The 18,112-nt window shown below is 66.3% G+C and carries 20 protein-coding genes, 1 tRNA gene and 1 pseudogene; 6 read left to right on the plus strand and 16 right to left on the minus strand.

All coding sequences use genetic code 11. The features are described 5' to 3' along the window. The 4 genes and pseudogenes from MIC448_RS09675 to MIC448_RS09690 all read right to left on the minus strand — a co-directional run. A pseudogene (locus tag MIC448_RS09675) lies at window positions 1-436 on the minus strand (hypothetical protein); the annotation flags it as partial. Beyond that, window positions 436-1,245, minus strand: coding sequence for a DUF2993 domain-containing protein (locus MIC448_RS09680; RefSeq protein ID WP_232711635.1), 810 nt, complete (start codon window positions 1,243-1,245; stop codon window positions 436-438). The gene MIC448_RS09680 and the pseudogene MIC448_RS09675, both read right to left, overlap by 1 nt. 2 nt (window positions 1,246-1,247) lie before the next feature. Further along, the gene (gene argS / locus MIC448_RS09685; RefSeq protein WP_036298855.1) at window positions 1,248-2,915 is read right to left on the minus strand and encodes an arginine--tRNA ligase; all 1,668 of its coding nucleotides are present in this window, start codon (window positions 2,913-2,915) and stop codon (window positions 1,248-1,250) included. Between the two features lie 123 nt (window positions 2,916-3,038). Then, window positions 3,039-3,890 carry a transglutaminase family protein gene (locus MIC448_RS09690; protein WP_036298858.1) on the minus strand — a complete coding sequence of 284 codons (852 nt, stop codon included), beginning with the start codon at window positions 3,888-3,890 and terminating at the stop codon, window positions 3,039-3,041. A gap of 307 nt (window positions 3,891-4,197) precedes the next feature. Here MIC448_RS09690 and MIC448_RS09695 point away from each other — a divergent pair, with 307 nt between their 5' ends. Together MIC448_RS09695 and MIC448_RS09700 are read left to right on the plus strand one after the other, a co-directional pair. Next, window positions 4,198-5,013: an SGNH/GDSL hydrolase family protein gene (locus MIC448_RS09695; protein WP_051513525.1), complete on the plus strand. Its 816-nt coding sequence runs from the start codon at window positions 4,198-4,200 to the stop codon at window positions 5,011-5,013. Window positions 5,014-5,079: 66 nt separating this feature from the next. Then, window positions 5,080-5,155: transfer RNA gene (locus MIC448_RS09700), tRNA-Arg, on the plus strand. A gap of 25 nt (window positions 5,156-5,180) precedes the next feature. Here the strand turns inward: MIC448_RS09700 and MIC448_RS09705 are convergent. The 3 genes from MIC448_RS09705 to MIC448_RS09715 are packed head-to-tail and all read right to left on the minus strand — an operon-like array spanning window position 5,181 to window position 7,097. Then, entirely contained in the window at window positions 5,181-6,305 is a 1,125-nt protein-coding gene (locus MIC448_RS09705; RefSeq protein ID WP_036298862.1) for a tyrosine-type recombinase/integrase, read from the minus strand. Beyond that, window positions 6,298-6,504, minus strand: coding sequence for a hypothetical protein (locus MIC448_RS09710; RefSeq protein ID WP_036298864.1), 207 nt, complete (start codon window positions 6,502-6,504; stop codon window positions 6,298-6,300). The genes MIC448_RS09705 and MIC448_RS09710 overlap by 8 nt, the downstream gene beginning before the upstream one ends. A gap of 8 nt (window positions 6,505-6,512) precedes the next feature. After that, the gene (locus MIC448_RS09715; RefSeq protein ID WP_051513527.1) at window positions 6,513-7,097 is read right to left on the minus strand and encodes a hypothetical protein; all 585 of its coding nucleotides are present in this window, start codon (window positions 7,095-7,097) and stop codon (window positions 6,513-6,515) included. A 128-nt stretch (window positions 7,098-7,225) separates the two neighbouring features. Between MIC448_RS09715 and MIC448_RS09720 the strand changes: the two genes are divergently transcribed. After that, on the plus strand, window positions 7,226-7,405 hold the full coding sequence (locus MIC448_RS09720) for an excisionase family DNA-binding protein (RefSeq protein WP_036298867.1): 180 nt from the start codon (window positions 7,226-7,228) through the stop codon (window positions 7,403-7,405). A gap of 19 nt (window positions 7,406-7,424) precedes the next feature. Next, a complete protein-coding gene (locus MIC448_RS09725) occupies window positions 7,425-8,126 on the plus strand; it encodes a hypothetical protein (protein WP_036298870.1) in 702 nt (233 codons plus the stop codon). A 446-nt stretch (window positions 8,127-8,572) separates the two neighbouring features. On the opposite strand, the gene MIC448_RS09730 is transcribed toward MIC448_RS09725, so the two are convergent. Further along, the gene (locus tag MIC448_RS09730) at window positions 8,573-9,577 is read right to left on the minus strand and encodes a YeiH family protein (RefSeq protein ID WP_051513529.1); all 1,005 of its coding nucleotides are present in this window, start codon (window positions 9,575-9,577) and stop codon (window positions 8,573-8,575) included. A 71-nt stretch (window positions 9,578-9,648) separates the two neighbouring features. Between MIC448_RS09730 and MIC448_RS09735 the strand changes: the two genes are divergently transcribed. Then, entirely contained in the window at window positions 9,649-10,602 is a 954-nt protein-coding gene (locus MIC448_RS09735; protein ID WP_051513532.1) for a LysR family transcriptional regulator, read from the plus strand. 19 nt (window positions 10,603-10,621) lie between these two features. On the opposite strand, the gene MIC448_RS09740 is transcribed toward MIC448_RS09735, so the two are convergent. From MIC448_RS09740 to MIC448_RS09775, 8 genes are read right to left on the minus strand one after another with little or no spacing between them, the layout of a single operon-like run. Then, window positions 10,622-11,365: an IclR family transcriptional regulator gene (locus MIC448_RS09740; RefSeq protein ID WP_036298872.1), complete on the minus strand. Its 744-nt coding sequence runs from the start codon at window positions 11,363-11,365 to the stop codon at window positions 10,622-10,624. A gap of 37 nt (window positions 11,366-11,402) precedes the next feature. Beyond that, the gene (locus MIC448_RS09745; protein ID WP_036298873.1) at window positions 11,403-12,500 is read right to left on the minus strand and encodes a CaiB/BaiF CoA-transferase family protein; all 1,098 of its coding nucleotides are present in this window, start codon (window positions 12,498-12,500) and stop codon (window positions 11,403-11,405) included. Beyond that, window positions 12,497-13,483 (minus strand): CoA transferase, encoded by a 987-nt coding sequence (locus tag MIC448_RS09750; protein ID WP_158497539.1) that lies wholly within the window; start codon window positions 13,481-13,483, stop codon window positions 12,497-12,499. Before MIC448_RS09750 ends, MIC448_RS09745 begins: the two co-directional genes overlap by 4 nt. Window positions 13,484-13,506: 23 nt before the next feature. Continuing rightward, window positions 13,507-13,917: a MaoC family dehydratase gene (locus MIC448_RS09755; protein ID WP_036298879.1), complete on the minus strand. Its 411-nt coding sequence runs from the start codon at window positions 13,915-13,917 to the stop codon at window positions 13,507-13,509. Window positions 13,918-13,926: 9 nt separating this feature from the next. Beyond that, window positions 13,927-14,430 (minus strand): hypothetical protein, encoded by a 504-nt coding sequence (locus MIC448_RS09760; protein ID WP_036298881.1) that lies wholly within the window; start codon window positions 14,428-14,430, stop codon window positions 13,927-13,929. 11 nt (window positions 14,431-14,441) lie between these two features. Further along, a complete protein-coding gene (locus MIC448_RS09765) occupies window positions 14,442-15,176 on the minus strand; it encodes an ABC transporter ATP-binding protein (RefSeq protein WP_207875929.1) in 735 nt (244 codons plus the stop codon). A gap of 37 nt (window positions 15,177-15,213) precedes the next feature. Then, window positions 15,214-16,068 carry an ABC transporter permease gene (locus MIC448_RS09770; RefSeq protein WP_051513533.1) on the minus strand — a complete coding sequence of 285 codons (855 nt, stop codon included), beginning with the start codon at window positions 16,066-16,068 and terminating at the stop codon, window positions 15,214-15,216. After that, complete coding sequence (locus MIC448_RS09775) at window positions 16,068-17,081, minus strand: ABC transporter substrate-binding protein (protein WP_207875931.1); 1,014 nt, start codon at window positions 17,079-17,081, stop codon at window positions 16,068-16,070. The genes MIC448_RS09770 and MIC448_RS09775 overlap by 1 nt, the downstream gene beginning before the upstream one ends. A gap of 135 nt (window positions 17,082-17,216) precedes the next feature. On the opposite strand from MIC448_RS09775, the gene MIC448_RS09780 reads away from it, so the two are divergent. Then, on the plus strand, window positions 17,217-18,077 hold the full coding sequence (locus MIC448_RS09780) for a CoA ester lyase (RefSeq protein WP_036298889.1): 861 nt from the start codon (window positions 17,217-17,219) through the stop codon (window positions 18,075-18,077). Window positions 18,078-18,112 lie beyond the last annotated feature (35 nt).

An 18,112-nucleotide genomic window follows, 5' to 3' on the forward strand; every position in this document is an offset into this window, starting at 1 on the left:
CCGCGACCACGACGCCCGCGGGCATCCGTGTCGCCGCGGCGCCGTCCGCCACCCCCCGGCAGACGGCCGCGATCACCGCATCCAGGTCTCCGCCGGAGACGTGCGAGGCCGGTCCGAAACGCAGCTCGAGGTAGTCCTCGCCGTCCGCGGCGGCGTCCTCCACGGCCTCACGGGCGATGCGTTCGAGGTAATCCAGGCGGGAGAAGAGCGGGAAGGACGACACGACCTTGACGAGATACTCGGTGAGATCCGCAGGCCGCTCCAGCTGCAGTGCCTGCGCCCAGTCGCGGTCGGCATCCGGCAGGCCCAGCTCTCGGGCGACCTGGGCGGCCGTCTCGGGCCGCACCCGTCCCTCGAGGTGCGAGTGCAGGTTGATGAGCAGGGTCCCACCCGTCCGAGGCGCGATGGGGCGAGCGGCATCGATCGCGACGATCATCAGCCGCACACGCCGGAGTCCTGGAGGGTGGGATCCACCAGGATGCCGCTGGCGATGTCGAAGTCCGCCACGACCCGCTCATCGACCACGGCGACGTCGGTCAGGGTGAGCCCGGCGGGCAGCGACGACGCGATACACACCTGCCACGTCTGCAGAACGACGTCGGCAAGCGCGCCGAACTGGTCGCGCAGGCCCTGCGCATCGGCGCTCGCGCCGGCGACCGACAGCGATGCTGGGGTGAGGGCGAGCGCGCCGGCCTGCGCCGAGGGTGTGAGACCCACGCCGACCGGTATAGCGACGCCGAACAGATTGAGGTCGATCGAGATCGCGACCTCGGACCCCGCGAGCGCGAGCGACTCCTCGGGGAACCCCTCGACGCCCGCGAGCAGCGTGCGCACCTGCTCTTGGTCGAGCGAAACCGTCGCCTCGGCCGAATCGAGCGGACCGTCCACGGCGAGTGGCACACCGCGCGCCGTGACATCAACATCTCCTGTAAAGCCCTGGAGCGAGACATCCTGTGCAGAGATCCGAACCTCGTCGAATCGACCCGAGATCAGCTGCGGGATGACGAGCCCCTCGACCTGCACCTCGGCTTGCTCGGCTGGGACGCCGAGCTCACTCGCGAGTGCCCCGCGCACGCCGCGCTCGACCAGGTCGCGCGCCAGCCACTCGCCGGCGAACGCGGCGCCGCCGAAGAGCACGATCACGACGACGAGCGAAACGATCCAGGGCCACAGCCGGCGCTTGCGCCGGGGCGGGGGCGCATCGTCCCAGTAGAGGGTCGGCGCGTCCTGCGGCGGCGTGGTCATCATTACATCCGTTCGGGCGCCGAGACGCCGAGCAGGTCGAGACCGTTGCGCAAGACCTGTCCGGTCGCGTCGTTCAGCCAGAGACGGGTGCGGTGGACGGGCTCGATCGGCGCATCGCCGAGCGGAATGACGCGGCAGTTGTCGTACCAGCGGTGGTACAGGCCTGCGAGCTCTTCGAGGTACCGGGCGACGCGATGCGGCTCCCGCACCTCGGCCGCGAATCCGACGATGCGCGGGAACTCCTGCAGCGCCCCGAGCAGCGCCGACTCGGTCTCGTGCGTCAGGAGTTCGGGGGCGAACTCGCTGCGATCGACACCCGAGTCTTGGGCGTTGCGGGCGACGTTGTGCGTGCGCGCGTGGGCGTACTGCACGTAGAAGACCGGGTTGTCGTTGGTGCGCTTGCGCAGAATCTCGGGGTCGAGCGTCAGGGGTGAGTCGGCCGGGTAACGCGCCAGGGAGTAGCGCAAGGCATCCGTCCCGATCCAGTCGCGCAGATCGTCGAGCTCGATGATGTTGCCGGCGCGCTTGCTGAGTCGCGCGCCGTTGATCGACACGAGCTGCCCGATGAGCACCTCGATGGCTGTGTCGGGGTCATCCCCCGCGGCTCCGGCGAGCGCCTTCAGACGGTGCACGTAACCGTGGTGGTCGGCGCCGAGCAGGTAGATCTTGTGCGCGTAGCCGCGGTCACCCTTGTTGAGGTAGTACGCGGCGTCGGCGGCGAAGTACGTGTACTCACCGTCGGACTTACGGATGACTCGGTCTTTGTCATCGCCGAAATCGGTCGTGCGCACCCACACCGCACCGTCCGCATCGAAGACGTGACCCTGTGCCCGCAGGCGATCGACGGCCTCGTCCACGAGGCTGGGCCCACCATCCGCGGGCTTGGCGTGCAGGGTCCGCTCGCTGAACCACACGTCGAAATGCACGTTGAACTTGACGAGCGAGCTCTGCAGATCGCCGAGCTGAAGAGCATAGGCGCGCTCGCGGGCGACCGCGAGCTGATCACCCTCGGGCAGGTCGAGCAGGCCGGGCTCTTCCGCGAGCACCCGCTGCGCCAGGTCCTGGATGTACGAGCCGGGGTAGCCGTCCTCGGGGGTGGGCTCGCCTTTCGCCGCGGCAAGGACGGACCCGCCGAAGCGGTCCATCTGCACACCCGCGTCGTTGATGTAGAACTCGCGGACGATGGTCGCACCACTGGCCGCGAGCACGCGCCCCATGGCGTCGCCGAGCGCAGCCCAGCGGGTATGCCCGATGTGCATGGGACCTGTGGGGTTGGCGCTGACGAACTCGAGGTTGATCGTGCTGCCGCGCTGCGACTCGTTCGTGCCGTATGCGGCCCCCGCCTCGACGATCGTGCGGGCGAGGGAACCTGCCGTGGCGGCATCGAGGGTGATGTTGATGAAACCCGGGCCCGCGACATCCACGCTCTCGATGCCCTCAGCCTGGGCGAGGGCTTCGGCGATCTCGCCTGCGAGCTCGCGCGGGTTCGCGCCGACGAGCTTCGCGAGCTTGAGGGCGGCGTTCGAGGCCCAGTCGCCGTGGTCGCGGTTCTTCGGACGCTCGACCGGAAGGTCCGCCGCGGTGAGCCCGTCGGTCGAACCCGGGCGTCGCGCCTCGGCGAGCGGGCGGACGACGGCGAGCAGGGCGGCGGAGAGATCCTCGGGGTTCATAGCTGGCCCAGTCTAGTTCGGCGCCCGTGTGGGCCTCGGTCGCGCTCGCCGTCGCGCGGACGGTCGCTGAGCTTGTCGAAGCGACCAGCGGAGTCCCTTCGACAAGCTCAGGGACCGCGAGGGTCAGCCGAGCTGCACAAGCTCCACGTGGTCGTCGGGGACGGATGCCTCGGCGAACGGATCCGCGGTCGGATCATCCGGGTCCGACGGGCCCGCGACATCCGGCACCACCCAGGCGTCGACGTGCAGGCGGTCGAGCCCGACCTGCGCGCCGTGGAAGCTGAGGAATGCGCAGTCCGCCGCGTCGCGCCCGGTCGCGATACGCACGAGCGAGCGCCGGTCGGCCAGTCGCGTGGCGTCGATGACGTACCAGGCCCCGTCGAGGTACGCCTCGGCCACGGCGTGGAAGTCCATGGGGGTGAGCCCCGGGGCGTAGCAAGCGGCGTAGCGGGCGGGCACGTCCATGGCCCGCAGCAGGGCGATCACGACGTGCGCGTAGTCGCGGCACACTCCCTGCCCGGTCATGAGCGTCGTGACGGCGCTGTCGGTGCCGAGGCTCAGCCCCGGCGTGTACGTCACCGACTGCTCGACGAAACGCGTTACCGCGGCGATCAGCTCAGCGCCCGCGAGGCCGGCGAACTGGTGGCGTGCCTGCGAGAACACCTCATCGGACTGGCAGTAGCGGCTCGGACGCAGGTAGATGATGCTGTCGAGCTCGCTCGTGCGCGCCGGTCCGGTCTGCCCCTCGACGACGGCCTCGTACCGCACGCGCAGGGGGCCGGGCTCGCCGGTGAATCGGTGCAGGCGGGTGCCGTCCTGGTCGATGATCTCGGTCGGGGTGTACACCAGATCGTCCCGTGTGAAGGTCAAGATCTCGCTCGCGAGGGGCACCTGGCGCGCGGTCGTCAACGAGAAGATCAGGTCGGCGGGGCCGGCCAGATCGAGGTCGAGTTCTGCGGTGACGATGCGCTGCACCGAGACATCCTCGCACGCGCGCGTGACGCCCCCGCGCGCCCTTGCGGAGCCCGCGCCTGTGCCGGTTCGATGGCCACGCGCACGCCCGTGTGACGCCCGCCGCTGCTCGCCGGGCGACGCGGTGCAGACCTCCTCTCCCTCGCCTGAGCGGAGGGAATCTGCCGAGCGGAGGGAGGAAAGCGCGGGATCGGCCCTCCTCTCGGCAGATCTCCTCCCCTCAGCGGAGGAGACCCACCCGAGCGGGCCCCGACGACGCACGACGACTACCGTGGCATCTGCACATAATTCCGTGACTTACCCTCTATTCATGCCCGAAGCTTCCCGCCGTCCGCGCGTGCGCGTCGGCGTGGTCTGGGCGATGGCCGCGGCGGTCGTGGCAGCCGCCGTGATCGGCGCCTGGCAGCCGTGGCAGCGCCCCACGCCTGCTTCCGATGTTGCGGGCGGCGCCGGACTCCAGAACGCCGGAACGGATGCCTCGGCCCCGGCCGCCCTGACCATTCCGTCCGATGCGACGGTGCTCGTGTTCGGCGACTCGTGGACGTACGGTTCCGCGGCGAGTGACCCGACTCTCGGCTACGCGTACGAGCTCGGACGCCGGACCGGCTGGACGACCGTCGTCGACGGTGTGCGCGGCAGCGGGTACCTGAAGCCGGGCATCGACGGACCGTCCTTCGGCGAGCGCATCGCGGCACTCGATCCCGAGCTCGATCCCGACCTGATCATCGTGCAGGGGTCGATCAACGATCGGCTGCTCGTCGCGAAGAGCGACTATGCCGGCGCCGTGAATGCGGCCTGGGACGCGCTTTCCGCAACGTATCCGGATGCTTCGATCGTCGTGCTGGGACCTGCCCCTCAGGTGCTTCCGGTCGAGGGCGGCACGGCCCTGATCGACGCGGAGCTCTCACGCTTGGCCGCCGAACGGGGCTGGTGGTACATCTCCCCCATCGACGACACGTGGATCGTCGCGTCGAACTATTTCGATGTCATCGACACGGGCGTCGGCAGGAATCATCCGTCCACCGCCGGTCACGCGTACCTCGCGGAGCGATTGGCGCAGGCGCTCGCCGAGCGGATGGCTGTGGTCGAGGCCGTCGCCGAGACCCCCGCGCCGACCGACGGTTGACCGGGCTTTCGTTACGCTTCGCCTGCACCGGAAGGCGCTCCGCCGGGTGATAACCTCGATCGGTACGCCTCCGTAGCTCAGGGGATAGAGCGTTGGTTTCCGGTACCAAAGGTCGCTGGTTCGATTCCAGTCGGGGGCACCAGTCGGGACAAGGGATCGCGGGCCATTCAGGCCTTGCGATCCCTTTCTCGTGACAACGGAATGACAACATTTGCAGCGCGCTTCGCCTGATCGAGGGCGGCCGCCACCGCGTCGAGATCGTCATCGAACAGATCCGCATATACATCGAGAGTCATCGCGGCGGACGCGTGGCCGAGCATCCGCTGTACCGCTTTCACGTTGGCGCCGGCCTGCACAGCGAGACTCGCGGCCGTGTGTCGCAGGTCGTGTGGTGTAACCCTCGGGAATGTCGGATCGTCTTCCTGCGCCGCGCGCACCGCGACCGTGAACCATCCGTTGCGCGACGCTGGCAGCTTGATGTGTTCGGACCCTTCGCCGAACAGCAGCTGATCGCGGGTCTTTCCCTCAGCGAGCTGCGCGAGTGGCAAGGCAAGGAACTCGGGATAGGGCACAGAGCGGGAGCGGTGCGTCTTGGGCGTGCCGACGTGAACCTCGAACGACACGAGCACCGCGTTCTCCTCGACGCTCACGCGCCGCCTGAGCGTGTCGACGTGCCGGATGCGGAGCGCGGTGGCCTCGCCCCATCGCAGGCCCGTGTAGGCCAGGAAGAGCACGAGCGTGGGGTGTCTGGCGTGGTCCGCGAGGGCTTGCACTTGAGCGTGAGTGAGATACTGCCTGCGTGCATTGCGGCTCTTGGCTGGGAGATCGATATCTCGGGCGACGTTGCGTGCGAGGCGGCGATCGGCGACTGCGGTGTCGAGGATTCCCGCGAGAACCCCCTGCGCGCGCCGCACTGTCGTCGATCCACCCGTCATCGCGGAAACCCACGATTGCACCTCGGAGTGACGAATGCTGCCCACCGTGCGCTCGCCCCATTTCGGCTGGACGTGCTTCCGCCACGCAGACTCGAGCGGCCGGAACGACGACGGCTTCAGGACACCCCGACGGTGCTGCAGCCACTGCGCCCCCAACGTGTCGACGGTCACCGCGGCGGCGGTCGGATCGATGAACTCGCCGCGGCTCCTCGCGACCGCGACCTGGGCAAGAGCGAGTTCTGCGTCGCGCTTCGTTCGGAATCCGCGCTTGGTGCGCTGGGACTGGTCGGGCGCTCGATAACTGATGCGGTACATCCGCTTGCCCGCCGCGGTCGTGTAGGGGTGGATGCTACCCATGGCGGGACCGCTTCTTGAGCTCGTCGATGACCTTGTCGATGGCTACCCGCAGGGCCGCCATTGCGTCGGGAGCATCGGAGCGGCACAGGTTGTCGGGGTGCGCCGCTCGGTTCACCTGATACGCGATCCGGTACTTCGTCTCCCCCGTCTTCGTGACATACGAAGAGACGGTTCCGTCCTGGTTGGGGCGACGCCGCACCGAGTCACCTACCTCCCGATTGAGGGTCCGCCGGGTGCCGGCGCACCCGTGACGGGTCCAGTCGCGGACGGATCGGGGAGATTCACACCCGGCGCAAGCCCCTCGAATCTAGCGCGGTTCATCAGCCGTGTCGCGGTGCTCTGACTCACGCCGAGGCAGTCGGCGACAGCCTTCAAAGGCGGCAGATTGATCGCAGCTGCGAGTTGATACGTCCTCGAGGCGTCGTACACGCTTGCGGTGAGGTCGCGGTCCTCGCGTTCTTGCATGCGTCGAAGATACTCGCCGCCCGAGGCGACCGGATGCCCGGGCTCGGCGACTGTGGACATCTGCAATCCACCCACCTGGAGCGCGTACTGCACACGTACCTCACGCAAAGTCAGGCTGGTCACCTCATCCCCGTCCCCCTCGCGGAGAACCCTGACCTCCGCTGCGACCGTGCGATTCAGCCGTGAGTCGTAGGCAACGTGCACACGGACGGAGCCGGGAACCCCCGGCTCCCCGCGGAGAACGATCGTCCACGATGCCGGAACACTCACGCCGTTGCCCACGGCGACCCGCTGGTCGCTGACGTCGACGTTCTCGAGGTGGACCATTCGCCCAGTATCTCAGGCATCCATTTGCCGAACAAGGCATGACATGACCCATTCATGACACATCTGGCTCATCCCCGTGCTACCGTGTGCGCATGCGCTGACAAAGGTGGCTCACGAAGGAGAAGAAGATGAACCGCTCGCAGAACTCACTCGCCCTCACCTACAAGGACGCCGCCGTGCTGGTAGGCGTCGAGTATCGGACCATCAAGCTCGGAGTGGAGCGCGGAACGATCCCTACCGTCCAGCTCGGACCCCGACGCATGATCCCTCGCGCCGCGCTGCTGAGGATCTTCGGCGTCGAGCCCTGACCCGGTCTGCCGAACGGTCATGGTCGACGCCCGACTCCCCGCCGAGTGGCTGGGGAGCCTCCGGATCGACAAGCTCAGCGACCGCGCGTTCCGTGTCCTCGCCGGCGCGCTGATGTGGTGCAACGGACAAGGCACAGACGGAGCCATTCCGGCTCGCTACACGAAGTATCTTCATCCCGACGGCGACGACCAGGATGCCTTTGATGAGCTGGAAGCCTCAGGCCTGTGGTCGCGCGCGGAGGACGGCTACCTCTTGGCCGGCTGGTCGCATGACCTCCGCCAGTCCACAGCCGAAGAGATCCAGCGCTACCGAGACGCCGCGAGGCAACGCCAGAAGGCGTATCGCGACCGTCAGAGGCAATCGCGTTCTGAGTCCGGAGCAGGGGCCCTCAGCGATCCGAGAGCCATGCGTGACCTCACGCATAACGCGACACGTCAGGTGACGGCGAACGTAGGCTCAGGCTCTTTAGGCGAGACAACAAGAAAGAGCGCCTATGTGACGCGCAACGTCAGGCGTCACGCAGACTCCCCCTTCTGCGCGAAGCACCCTGCCGGCACCTCAGACCCCTGCGGAGCGTGTGCGCGCGCCAGAACAGCACACGAGGCCCACCAGAACACAATTCCCGGCTTGGGCCGGGACTGCGCCGTCGACGGCCACAAGCTCGTTGTCGACGGCACCTGCGCGGTGTGCGCCTATCGCCCCCGCCCGACCGCTGCCTAGTTGCCAAGAGTGCGCCGGATCGACCGGCGAAGAAAGCTCAGCGCGAGGTTATTCAACATCGTGGTGAGGCAGCGCTGGCGCGAGCGGCGCGCCGCAATGTCACCCGCCGCCGGCATCCCCGCTTCAGTTCGCATGGGATGTGCGACAGGCGGGTTACGAGACACATCGGACGGCTCGCGGAATGAGCCAGTTGAGGATTCCCACAATTCCGGATCCGGTGAGAGCAACTGGGGTCGAAGGTTAGAGGTGGGAGGGCCGTTGGGAAGTATGTTGCCGTGCCGGATGGGATCTCGGCGCCCGTCGGCGCGACGGAAGTTGCCCCAACGTGTTCGTGGTCAGAGGCTTGGGCATCGCGGGCAGCAGCGAGGTTCACGGCAGGGCGAAGCCCAGCCAATGTCATTGCTCAGTGCGGGCGGGTCGACAGCGGCCGCTCGCTTACCCGTATCTCACACGCCCAGCAGCAGGATCGCCGCGAGAGCGGTTCCGGCCGCGACGAGCGTCGACATCCCTCCGAGGATCAGCGGCCGCCAGCCGGTCGCGATCATCTTGCGCACGTCGACGCCGAATCCTAGACCGAGCATGGCGGCGGCGAGCAGGAGGTTCGCTGCAAACTCGATCACGGCGAGCAGGACATCGGGCATCGGCACGAAGGTGCGGATCACGACTGCCGCGAGGAAGCCCGCGACAAAGAGCGGGAGAAGAGGCGGCCGCTTGCCGGTCGAACCGGCGGAGCGGCGGTGTTCTGCTGCCCCGACGATCGCGATCAGCGGAGCAAGGAGCACGACGCGGCCGAGCTTCGCGACGGTCGCCAGGGCGAGCGCTGCAGCGGATACGATCCCGCCGGCCGCGACCACCTGAGCTACCTCGTGCACGCTCGCCCCGATCCAGATCCCAGCCTGCAGATCGGATAGCCCGAGGAGGGGAACGAGAGCAGGAAGCACGAACATGGCGATGGTCCCGTAGATCGTAACGAGCGCCACGGCCTGCGCGGTCTCCTCTTCGGACTCCCCCTCGGGATCGACGATGCTGCTCATCGCGGCGACCGCCGAGGCACCGCAGATCGAGAAGCCTGTCGCGACGAGCATCCGTGTGACCCGCGACACCCGCAGCGCACGACCGATCGCCACCGTCGCCAGGAATGTGACCGTCACGGTGATCAGGAGCGTGGCGATGCCCTGGACGCCGATGCCGGCGAGGCTGGACAGGGAGAGCTTGAATCCCAAGAGGACGATGCCCAGCCGCAGGAACTTCTTCGAGCCCCAGTGGATCCCCACCGCGGCGGCAGGGGGAACGATTCGGAGATTGCGGACGACCGCTCCAATCACGATGGCGACCAGGAGTGCGGACAGGCCGGGCACCAGGCCCACGATCAGGATCGTCGCGAGCCCCACGACGAGGAGCGCCGCTCCGGTCAAGCCACCCGTCCGCATCGTCACCGTCTGATTCACCATGTTTCCACTCTCGATGCGGAGGGCGCGTTCCCGGAACGCCCAATCTCTTGGGCGGGGCATAGACTCCACCTATGCCCTCTTCCCTGGACGAGTCGGAAGATGTTGAGCTCGACCCGCGCATCACGCTCGCGGTGCTGCGTCAGCTCGTCGCGCTGGAAACGCACGGGTCGCTCGGCGCGGTAGCGCGCGAGCTCCGCATCAGCCAGCCGACGGTGTCCGCGAATCTCGCGCGGCTCGAACGCATCCTCGGATTCCCCTTTCTGTTGCGCTCGACGACAGGGACTCAACTCACGCAGGAGGGCGTCGCGATCGCCGCGACGGCGCGATCTGTGCTGACCGCCTCACGCGTACTCGCGCAGACGATCGCCGACGTTCCACGCGCTGTGGCGGCGCCGTTGCGCATCGCCGCGAGCCTCACCATCGCCGAGCAGCTCGTGCCGCGATGGCTGGCCGACCGCCACATTTCCGGCCTCGTCGCCCCGGGCCGCGCCACGCTCTCGGTAGGGAACTCGGGCGAAGTGATGGAGTGGATCGCTCGCGAACAGGCCGACATCGGGTTCGTCGAGGGGAACACCTTTCACCCTAGGCTCGTCCATCTTCCGATCGGTCACGACGAGCTCGTCGCCGTAGTCGGTCCCGCGCACCGCTGGTTCACCGAGCGCCGTCAGATCACTCCGGCGGAACTCATCCGAGGCGGCCTCGTCCTCCGGGAACAGGGCTCGGGGACGCTCGAAGTGCTCGAACACGCGCTCGCCCGCGCCGGCGTCGACCTGCCTCCCGACCTGCCGAGCTTCGGCTCGACCTCGGCGATCCTGACCGCCGCACGGCACGGTGGCGCTGTCGCGGTCGTCTCCCGCCTCACGGTCGAGACCGAACTGGCAGAGGGGAAGCTGGCCGCCCTGTCGGTGCCGGATCTCGACCTATCCCGCCGACTTTCGGCGGTGTGGGTGCAGGAGAGGCCTCAGCGCGCAGATGCGGCCGGACTCATCTCCAACATCATCAGCAGGTGGAAGTCCGTCGTATGAAGGCGCGCGAGACGCGCCTTCATCGCTCTGGTTGACCGCCGAACTCCGCGGAGAGAGCCTCCACGGAGTCGAGCAGCAGGTTCTTCCACTCGAGCATCTGCTCTTGCTTCCAGCGGATTGCCGGGCCGGAGATGGCCATGGCCGCTATCACGTGGCCGCGGTCGTTGTGCACCGGTGCCGAGATCCCCGAGATCCCATCGACGCGCTGCCCGATGCTGACGGCATAGCCGTCTTCGCGAGCCTTCTTCACACGTTCCTTCAGCAGTTCCACCTGATCGGCCCGCTCGACGAAATCGGCGAGATTCCGCTTGTCTTGGTCCGCCGCGAAAGCCAGCAGCACGGCTCCGCTCGAGCCGCTGTGGAGAGGCAGCGGCGTGTTCATCTCCACGACGCGCCGAATAGGCTGCGCGCTCTCGACCTGATCGACGCAATAGCGCTCGTCGCCACGGCGGACCTGAAGGCTCACCGTCTCGTTGGTCGCCCTCTGCAGACGAAGCATGTAAGGCCTGGCGAGATTGACGAGGGAAACGCCGGCATTCGCCTGAGCCCCCAGCTGCGCGACGACCGGGCCGAGAATGAACTGGCGATTGTCCAGAGGGCTCCGAGCGACGAATCCCAAGGAAAGCAATGTGCTCAGGGTGCGGGATGCGACACTCTTGTCGACCTTCAGAAGAGCCGCCGCATTCGACACCGTAAGTCCGCTCATCTGCGGATCGCAGAACAGCAGGAGCATCTCCAACCCGCGCTTCAACGACATCGACATACTGCCTCGTCCTCCCTATTCCACGTCCCGAGCTGAGCTACTGGACGATCCCCTGCTCCTCGAGTCGCATAAGGTCGTCCGCACTCAATCCGAGAATGTCACACAGAACATAGTCATTGCCCTCGCCGAGACGCGGTCCTTCGGCGGATGTCTGGTGAGTGAATCCAGATAATCGGGCCACGGGACCGTAGATCGGAAGCCCGGGAGTTCGACCGTCCTTCGAGACGGTGAAGTAGTCTCCCGCCCGCAGCCACGGGTTGGCCAGCACACCTTCAACGTCGTCGACGGGCGCGGCGATGAACTGCGCAGCTCGGGCCCGACGGATGATTTCCTTCGACCTCCGCCCTTCAACGGATGAGGCGAAGCGCCGCAGCGTTTCAATGTCATCGGCTCCGGATACGAACACCCACCGTCCTTCCGAAGAGTAGACGGGAACATATGGCACGTCGGGCGGGGCTGCGCGGCCGGCGGCTTCCGCATGCACCTGCTCGCCGATCAACAACGCCGAGACCTCGAGCTCGGAGAGGTCGATGAAGCATCCCCGTCCGCTGCGCTTTCGATCGATCAGCGCGGCGAGGATGGCCGCCGCCGCGTACAGTCCGGACCCCGTGTCCGGGAAGATTCCCCCCAACGAGCCGGGGACGCCGTCGTCATGACTGTTGAGGCTGTTCATGCCCGACCATCCGTCGAGCGATGGCCCGTAGCCGACGCCAGAGCTCTGCGGACCGGTCTGCCCGAAAGCGGAGAGCGACGCGAAGATCAGGCCGGGATTCCGCGCGGCGAGGGAGTCATAGTCCAATCCCAGTCGCGCCATCACCCCCGGGGCGTAGTTCTCGATCGCGACGTCGCTGACGTCGACGAGCCTGCGCGCCAGCTCGCGTCCGTCCGAGGTCTTCAGATTGAGCGAGACGCTGCGCTTTCCGCGGTTCTGGGCATTCCACACCCCGCTGCTGTCGATATCCGGTTCTCCGGGGTACGGCCCCTGACGTCGATGGACATCGAGCCGCACCCCCGACTCGACCTTGATGACTTCCGCTCCGAGGTCCGCCAGGGTCGCCGCGCAATACGGCCCGGCCCAGACATGACCGAAATCCGCCACTCGGATGCCTGCCAGCGGCTGCGTCTTCGTGTTCATGCCGCCGCACGTCGCACGTGGAACGGGAGGCTTAGGTCGACATCGCCAGTGGACCGGTCGACGAAGCCGCGATGCACGATCTGAGGCATCCGGATGAGATCCCGCGGATGGTTCACCGCCGCGAACGGAAGGTTGCGCTCGGTCGTCATCTTCACCAGATCTTCGTTCGTCTGCGTGGCGAACCACTCTGCGACCTTGGCGTCGACCTCGGCCCGTCGCTCGAATCGGATGATCGGATCGAGAAGGTCCGGATCGAGAGCCCATTCCGGCGAGCCCATCAACTCCACCAATCCGCGCCAATGATGCTCTTCGACGACTTGGACGAAGAAGTAGCCGTCCCGGCTGGGCTTCACCCCCCACGGGGCGAGCCGCCAGACCCGCATGAATCGCGATGCCACCGATCCGTCGTAGGCGTAGTACGCGATCTCACGCCGCAGCGTGGGCAGGATCACCTCGAGCATGGACACATCCACGTCGACCCGGCGCTCCACCTCCGAGTAGACGGCCGCGAGGGCTGCCACGGCTGTGGCGATGGCCGCGTAGTTGGACACGAGCCGCCCTGGCATCGCCAGCGGAGGCTGCGATCGCTCATCGATGAAAGGAATGTCCCTCGGGGTGAGATGGGCGAGTCCCGCGAGTGCCGCGACGGCGATCTCGTCCGCCGGCTGCACATCGATCGCTGCCTCGCCCAGCGGCGTGACTCGCACGACGACATCGTCGGTCAGTTCGGCTGGCAGAGTGCTCGCGGACGATGCGGCATCCGTCAGCACGATCGTGCGACGGTCGTGCTCTGTCTCGACCCGGTCGGAAAAGGAAAGCTTGCCACGCTGGTAATAGGTCGCGATGGCCGGGTCCAGCTCGTCCTGCTGCGGGTGATAGACCGTCAACCCGAGCTGACGAAGAATCCGTCCCGCTCCGGCGACGGCGACCGAGGTGCCCAGCTCGATGACCTCGATCCGCCTGAGAGCAGGGAACGGAGCCATGTCTGCTTCCTCCGCATTCACGATCATGCCTCCACGTAAGACCGCGCAGTGCCGACGATGACCTTCGTCTGCTGCCCGTCCTCTACCCAAACGTTGCACTCCACGACGGTGCGTCCGTCCTCCGGATACACTGCGGTCACTTCGCCGGCAGCAATGCAGAAGGCATCCACAGGCACCGGACGACGGAAGGTGAGGGAACAACTGGTGCCGGTCACCCAGGCGCGACCGAAGCTCTGCCGAAGCATGCGGAAGATGAGGGCGGCGACCTGAGGTCCGATCGCCACCGGCCCGGCCAGCCCCTCGCGCTCCGCGGCGGCCTGGTCGGTGTGAATCGTCTTCTCATCGGCCTTGACGAAGTCTTGCAGCCGATACCAATGGCTGCACTCCGGAAGTCGATCGCCGACGGCGACACGGGTGTCGAGAATTGCTCGCATGCTTGTCTCCTAGATCTTCTCGCGCTTGATGCCCGAGTCGATGCCCTGGCCCGACCGGGGTACGTCTCTCGACAGCGCATCAAGGACGTGAGTGCGCGTCGTCGTGAAAACGAGGTCGCCGACGGCATCCCGCGCTTCCACCGAGTACGCGACGAACTCGCGCTCGTTACGGATGTACTTATCTGAGATGCGTCCAGTGAGTGTGAGTTTCATCCCCGCGGTCATCGGCCGCACATTCTCGAACTCCCACTTATAGAACAACCCGCGGATGTTGTAGTTCCGCGATAGAAGCCACCGCGGGGGGCGGTACTGCATCTGCGGAGGGACGATGACGTCGTGTCCTGGCGCGCCCGTCACATACCACGGGTCGTAGTCCCGATCCGTGTGGAGCTGCGTGCGCGCATCCTCCGCGTCGACCTCCCACTCGAGGACGCCTAGGTCATGCCCCACTTCGATGTCCTCGAACGTGGCGCGCGGTCCGTTGGCGTCTTCGGCGATTCTCTGCGTCGTCATTTCTTGCCTTTCTAGGTGAGCGCGCTGCGCAGCTCGGTGTGCAGGTCGTGGAATCGGTGGTCTAGCGTGAGCTCGTCGAGAGTGCGAGGACGTTCGAAGGGCACCATGAGATCGAGCGAGATCACGCCCTTGCGCATGACGATGACACGGTCGGCCACCAGCACCGCTTCCACCAGGTCGTGGGTGACGAACATGACAGGACGCTCGACGCGCTGCCAGAGCGCGATGAACTCCTGTTCGAGTCGCCAGCGCGTCTGCGCATCGAGGGCAGCGAACGGCTCGTCCATGAGGAGCACCTGTCCGTCCATGGCCCAGGTCCGTGCCAAAGCAACACGTTGGCGCATGCCTTGGGATAGCTGGGACGGGTAATAGGACGCGTAGGCGCCTAGTCCCACGCGTTCCAGCTCATTCTGTGCGAGCTTGCGCCGTTCGGACCGCGGAATTCCTCGGATCTCCATTGCCAGCTCCACGTTGGCGCTGGCGGTGCGCCAGGGCATGAGGGCATCGCGGGCAAACATGTACGCGACGTCTCCAGCCTCTTGCCGAGGTGGTTTCCCGAACACTGAGATCTCGCCGGCGGTGGGCTCGATGAGACCGGCCACCATATTGAGCAGCGTCGTTTTGCCGCATCCGGTCTCCCCCACCAGGCAGACGAACTGTCCGTCCGGAACGACCAGGTTGAGATCTTGGAGCACGATCTTCTGCCCGCCGTCTGCGGTCTTGAAGCTGTGCATGACGCCGGACACTTCGATCGCAGGTTGTTGATTCATTTCGATCCTCCGGTCAGACCGTCTGCCACCGCAGCGCCGCGCGCTGGGCCTGCAGCATCAGTTCGTTGATGAGCGCTGCGACGATGGCCAGCACGATGAGCACCGCGTAGGTTCCCGCCATGTTGAACGTTCCCGAGTACTGCTGGATCAGCACCCCGACACCGCGCTTCGAGGCGATGATCTCCGCAGAGACGACGCCGAGGAGGGAGTACGTCATCCCGATCGTCAACCCGGCGAAGATCGACGGCAACGCCGCGGGAAACATCAGTTTGGTGAACAGCTGAGCCCGGGTCAGGCGCATCGCCGAGACGAGGTGGAGGAGATCGGGGTTGACGTTGAGGATGCCACTTCGTGCGCTGATCAGGAGCACGAAGAAGACCAGTGTGATCGACACCGCGATCTTCGACAGCTCATCGAGACCGAAGAACACGATGAAGAGCGGAGCCAGCGCGATTCTCGGGAGGCTGTTGAGCGCCATGATGAAAGGATCGACGACCGCGTTGATGTATGGGGGGAGGACGCCGAGGCCCAGCCCGACAAGGATGCCGAGCAGTGCCCCGACGGCGAACCCCACGAAGGTGGCGAACAGCGTCGACATCAGGTCCTCGCCGAACCCGTCCACCGTGAAGGCCGTGACGATCGCCTGAGCGACCTCGGCTGGGCTGCTGATGTAGAAGGTGCTGAGCCAGCCGAGCGCGCCGACGGCCCACCAGAGGAGGCAAGCGACGACCAGGAGCAGCAGTCTTCCGAGAAAGACGAGCCACGAACGCCGACGGCGCAGTCGGCGCTCCGCGGTCCGCATTGCCTCACTGTGCGCCGGCGAGGTGGCCAAGCCCTGCGTGGAGACGTCTTCGAGGCTGACGGACATTACTCCCCCTTGATGCTGAGTACGATGTCCTGGCAGGTCGACGAAACGGATGATTCAAAATCGGGAACGAACCCGGCGTTGTCGGTGTTCTCGAGCCAAATGTCCATCTGCTCCCATTCGTCCAGTGTGATGACCGGGCTGAACGTAACGTCCACATATGCGTTGTAGATGTTGCGCAGGGTGGCTTCGTCGTCGATGCCGAGCGTGCTCTCCAAGATCGGGAGCATCGCGTCTTCGTTCGCGGGATCGACCATGAAGTTGTGCGCCTCAGCTATCGATGTGCAAAAGCGCTCCGCCTTCTCCGGGTTCTCCTTGACCCAGGAGGTCTTCGCGCCGTAGTAGTCCAGGAGCACGTTGAACTTGCCGTGATAGGCCATGTCGACGACCATCTGGAAGTTTCCCTCACCGATCAGTTCCAGCTCCGGCGGAATTGTGGAGAGAAGGTCGACCTGCTTCTCCTTGAACGCCGTCACAGCTGTGGCGACTCCGCCGACGGGTACCCAGGTCACCCAGTCCATCGGCAGGCCAGCATCGGCGAGCATGACCTGTATCGCGATCTGCTGTGCCGATCCGAGTGCGCTGACGCCCACGCGCAGCCCCTCGATGTTCTCCAGTTGGGAAAGATCGCCCTTACCCTTCTGCTCGCCGAGCGACAGTTCGGGCTGACCGATCAGGTTGAACCAGCCACGCGCGTTTCCGGTGAGCGCTGTGACCTCCTGGCCTTCCTTCATCACCGGCCAGACGATTCCGACAACCGAGGTGGCGATGTCAACGCTTCCGGAAAGCAGTGAGGTGATCAGCGCCGGCCCGCCCGTCAGCGGAACCTGTTCGACCTCGAGGCCATTGGCTTCGAAGAAGCCCGCGTCCTCGGCAACAGAGACCATCAGCACTTCGACGGAGTTGGGGAAGACGGAGATCGAAAGAGGGAGCACCTCATCGGCGTTCTCTGCTCCGCCTCCCGCCTCGGGAGTGGTACTGCAGGCGCTCAGGGCGAGGACTGCCACGGCTGCCACTGCTGCCATCTTTGACCTTGCATGCTTCATTGCATAACCTCAATCTCGGATACGGGTAGTTGCTTCTACTGCAACTTAGTTGCTAGTTTCACATCTAAGCCGCGATCGCCACGGCTGTCAAGGGCAGGAGATCTCATGTCGGATCGGCTCACGACCGTCGAGAACGCGCAATCAGCGCTCTTCGTGCCGGGGCACCGCGACGATCGTTACGCACGCGCCTCTCAGTCCGGCGCGGACACGATCGTTATCGATCTCGAAGACGCCGTCCCCGAAGAGCTCGCGCTCACGGCGCTGGAATCGGCGGTCGCGGCGATCGCCGCCGGCTTGCCCGCGCTCGTACGGATCAGGGATGTGCGTGACGAGCAGGGCGCGGCGCAGTTGTCCGCCCTGTCCGATCTAGCCCGACGATCGGAACACCTTCTCGGAGTCATTGTCGCAAAGGCCAACGATCCCGAGACCGTCTCCTTCGTCGCGGCCGAGCTCAACGCCGCCCGTGAGGGCACGCCGGTCGTGCCACTGATCGAGAGCGCGCTGGGCCTCCGGAATGCCTATGCCATTGCTCAGCTTCCCGGTGTCGTCCGGTTGGCGCTGGGCGGATTGGATCTCGCGGCGGACATCGGCGCCGAACCGGCGGACTCCCTGTTCGATCACGCCCGGCTGGAGCTCGCCATTGCGAGTCGGGCCGCGCAGATCACCGGGCCCTTGGACACTCCCTCGACCGAACTGCACACCATGGGACTTGTCGAGTCGAGCACCAGACATTCGCGCTCCATCGGGGTGACTGGGCGGCTCTGCGTGCATCCTCTCCAGATCCCCGCCGTCCACGCGGCGTTCGCGCCGAGTGACGACGAGATCGAATGGGCAACGGGGGTATGCGCAGCTCCGGCCGGGGCCAGCTCGTGGCACGGTCAGATGATCGATCCTCCGGTCGTGCTTCGCGCGCGAGGCATTCTTGCGGCAGCCGCACGACGGAGCGCCCCGCCCTCGCGGGCCTGAACTCACCGTCTGACGAGCGGCTCCTCGACGGCGCC

The sequence above is a fragment of the Microbacterium sp. C448 genome (genome assembly GCF_000582705.2).
GTDB classification, from domain to species: domain Bacteria; phylum Actinomycetota; class Actinomycetes; order Actinomycetales; family Microbacteriaceae; genus Microbacterium; species Microbacterium lacus_A.

Coding starts and splice junctions, on each gene's coding strand:
- MIC448_RS09740 (WP_036298872.1), bottom strand. CDS start 11,365: ATGTCGATGTCGTTGAAGCGCGGGTTGGAGATGCTCCTGCTGTTCTGC.
- MIC448_RS09730 (WP_051513529.1), bottom strand. CDS start 9,577: ATGGTGAATCAGACGGTGACGATGCGGACGGGTGGCTTGACCGGAGCG.
- MIC448_RS09725 (WP_036298870.1), top strand. CDS start 7,425: ATGGTCGACGCCCGACTCCCCGCCGAGTGGCTGGGGAGCCTCCGGATC.
- MIC448_RS09705 (WP_036298862.1), bottom strand. CDS start 6,305: ATGGGTAGCATCCACCCCTACACGACCGCGGCGGGCAAGCGGATGTAC.
- MIC448_RS09760 (WP_036298881.1), bottom strand. CDS start 14,430: ATGACGACGCAGAGAATCGCCGAAGACGCCAACGGACCGCGCGCCACG.
- MIC448_RS09745 (WP_036298873.1), bottom strand. CDS start 12,500: ATGAACACGAAGACGCAGCCGCTGGCAGGCATCCGAGTGGCGGATTTC.
- argS (WP_036298855.1), bottom strand. CDS start 2,915: ATGAACCCCGAGGATCTCTCCGCCGCCCTGCTCGCCGTCGTCCGCCCG.
- MIC448_RS09695 (WP_051513525.1), top strand. CDS start 4,198: ATGCCCGAAGCTTCCCGCCGTCCGCGCGTGCGCGTCGGCGTGGTCTGG.
- MIC448_RS09780 (WP_036298889.1), top strand. CDS start 17,217: ATGTCGGATCGGCTCACGACCGTCGAGAACGCGCAATCAGCGCTCTTC.
- MIC448_RS09715 (WP_051513527.1), bottom strand. CDS start 7,097: ATGGTCCACCTCGAGAACGTCGACGTCAGCGACCAGCGGGTCGCCGTG.
- MIC448_RS09770 (WP_051513533.1), bottom strand. CDS start 16,068: ATGTCCGTCAGCCTCGAAGACGTCTCCACGCAGGGCTTGGCCACCTCG.
- MIC448_RS09750 (WP_158497539.1), bottom strand. CDS start 13,483: ATGGCTCCGTTCCCTGCTCTCAGGCGGATCGAGGTCATCGAGCTGGGC.
- MIC448_RS09720 (WP_036298867.1), top strand. CDS start 7,226: ATGAACCGCTCGCAGAACTCACTCGCCCTCACCTACAAGGACGCCGCC.
- MIC448_RS09755 (WP_036298879.1), bottom strand. CDS start 13,917: ATGCGAGCAATTCTCGACACCCGTGTCGCCGTCGGCGATCGACTTCCG.
- MIC448_RS09680 (WP_232711635.1), bottom strand. CDS start 1,245: ATGACCACGCCGCCGCAGGACGCGCCGACCCTCTACTGGGACGATGCG.
- MIC448_RS09735 (WP_051513532.1), top strand. CDS start 9,649: ATGCCCTCTTCCCTGGACGAGTCGGAAGATGTTGAGCTCGACCCGCGC.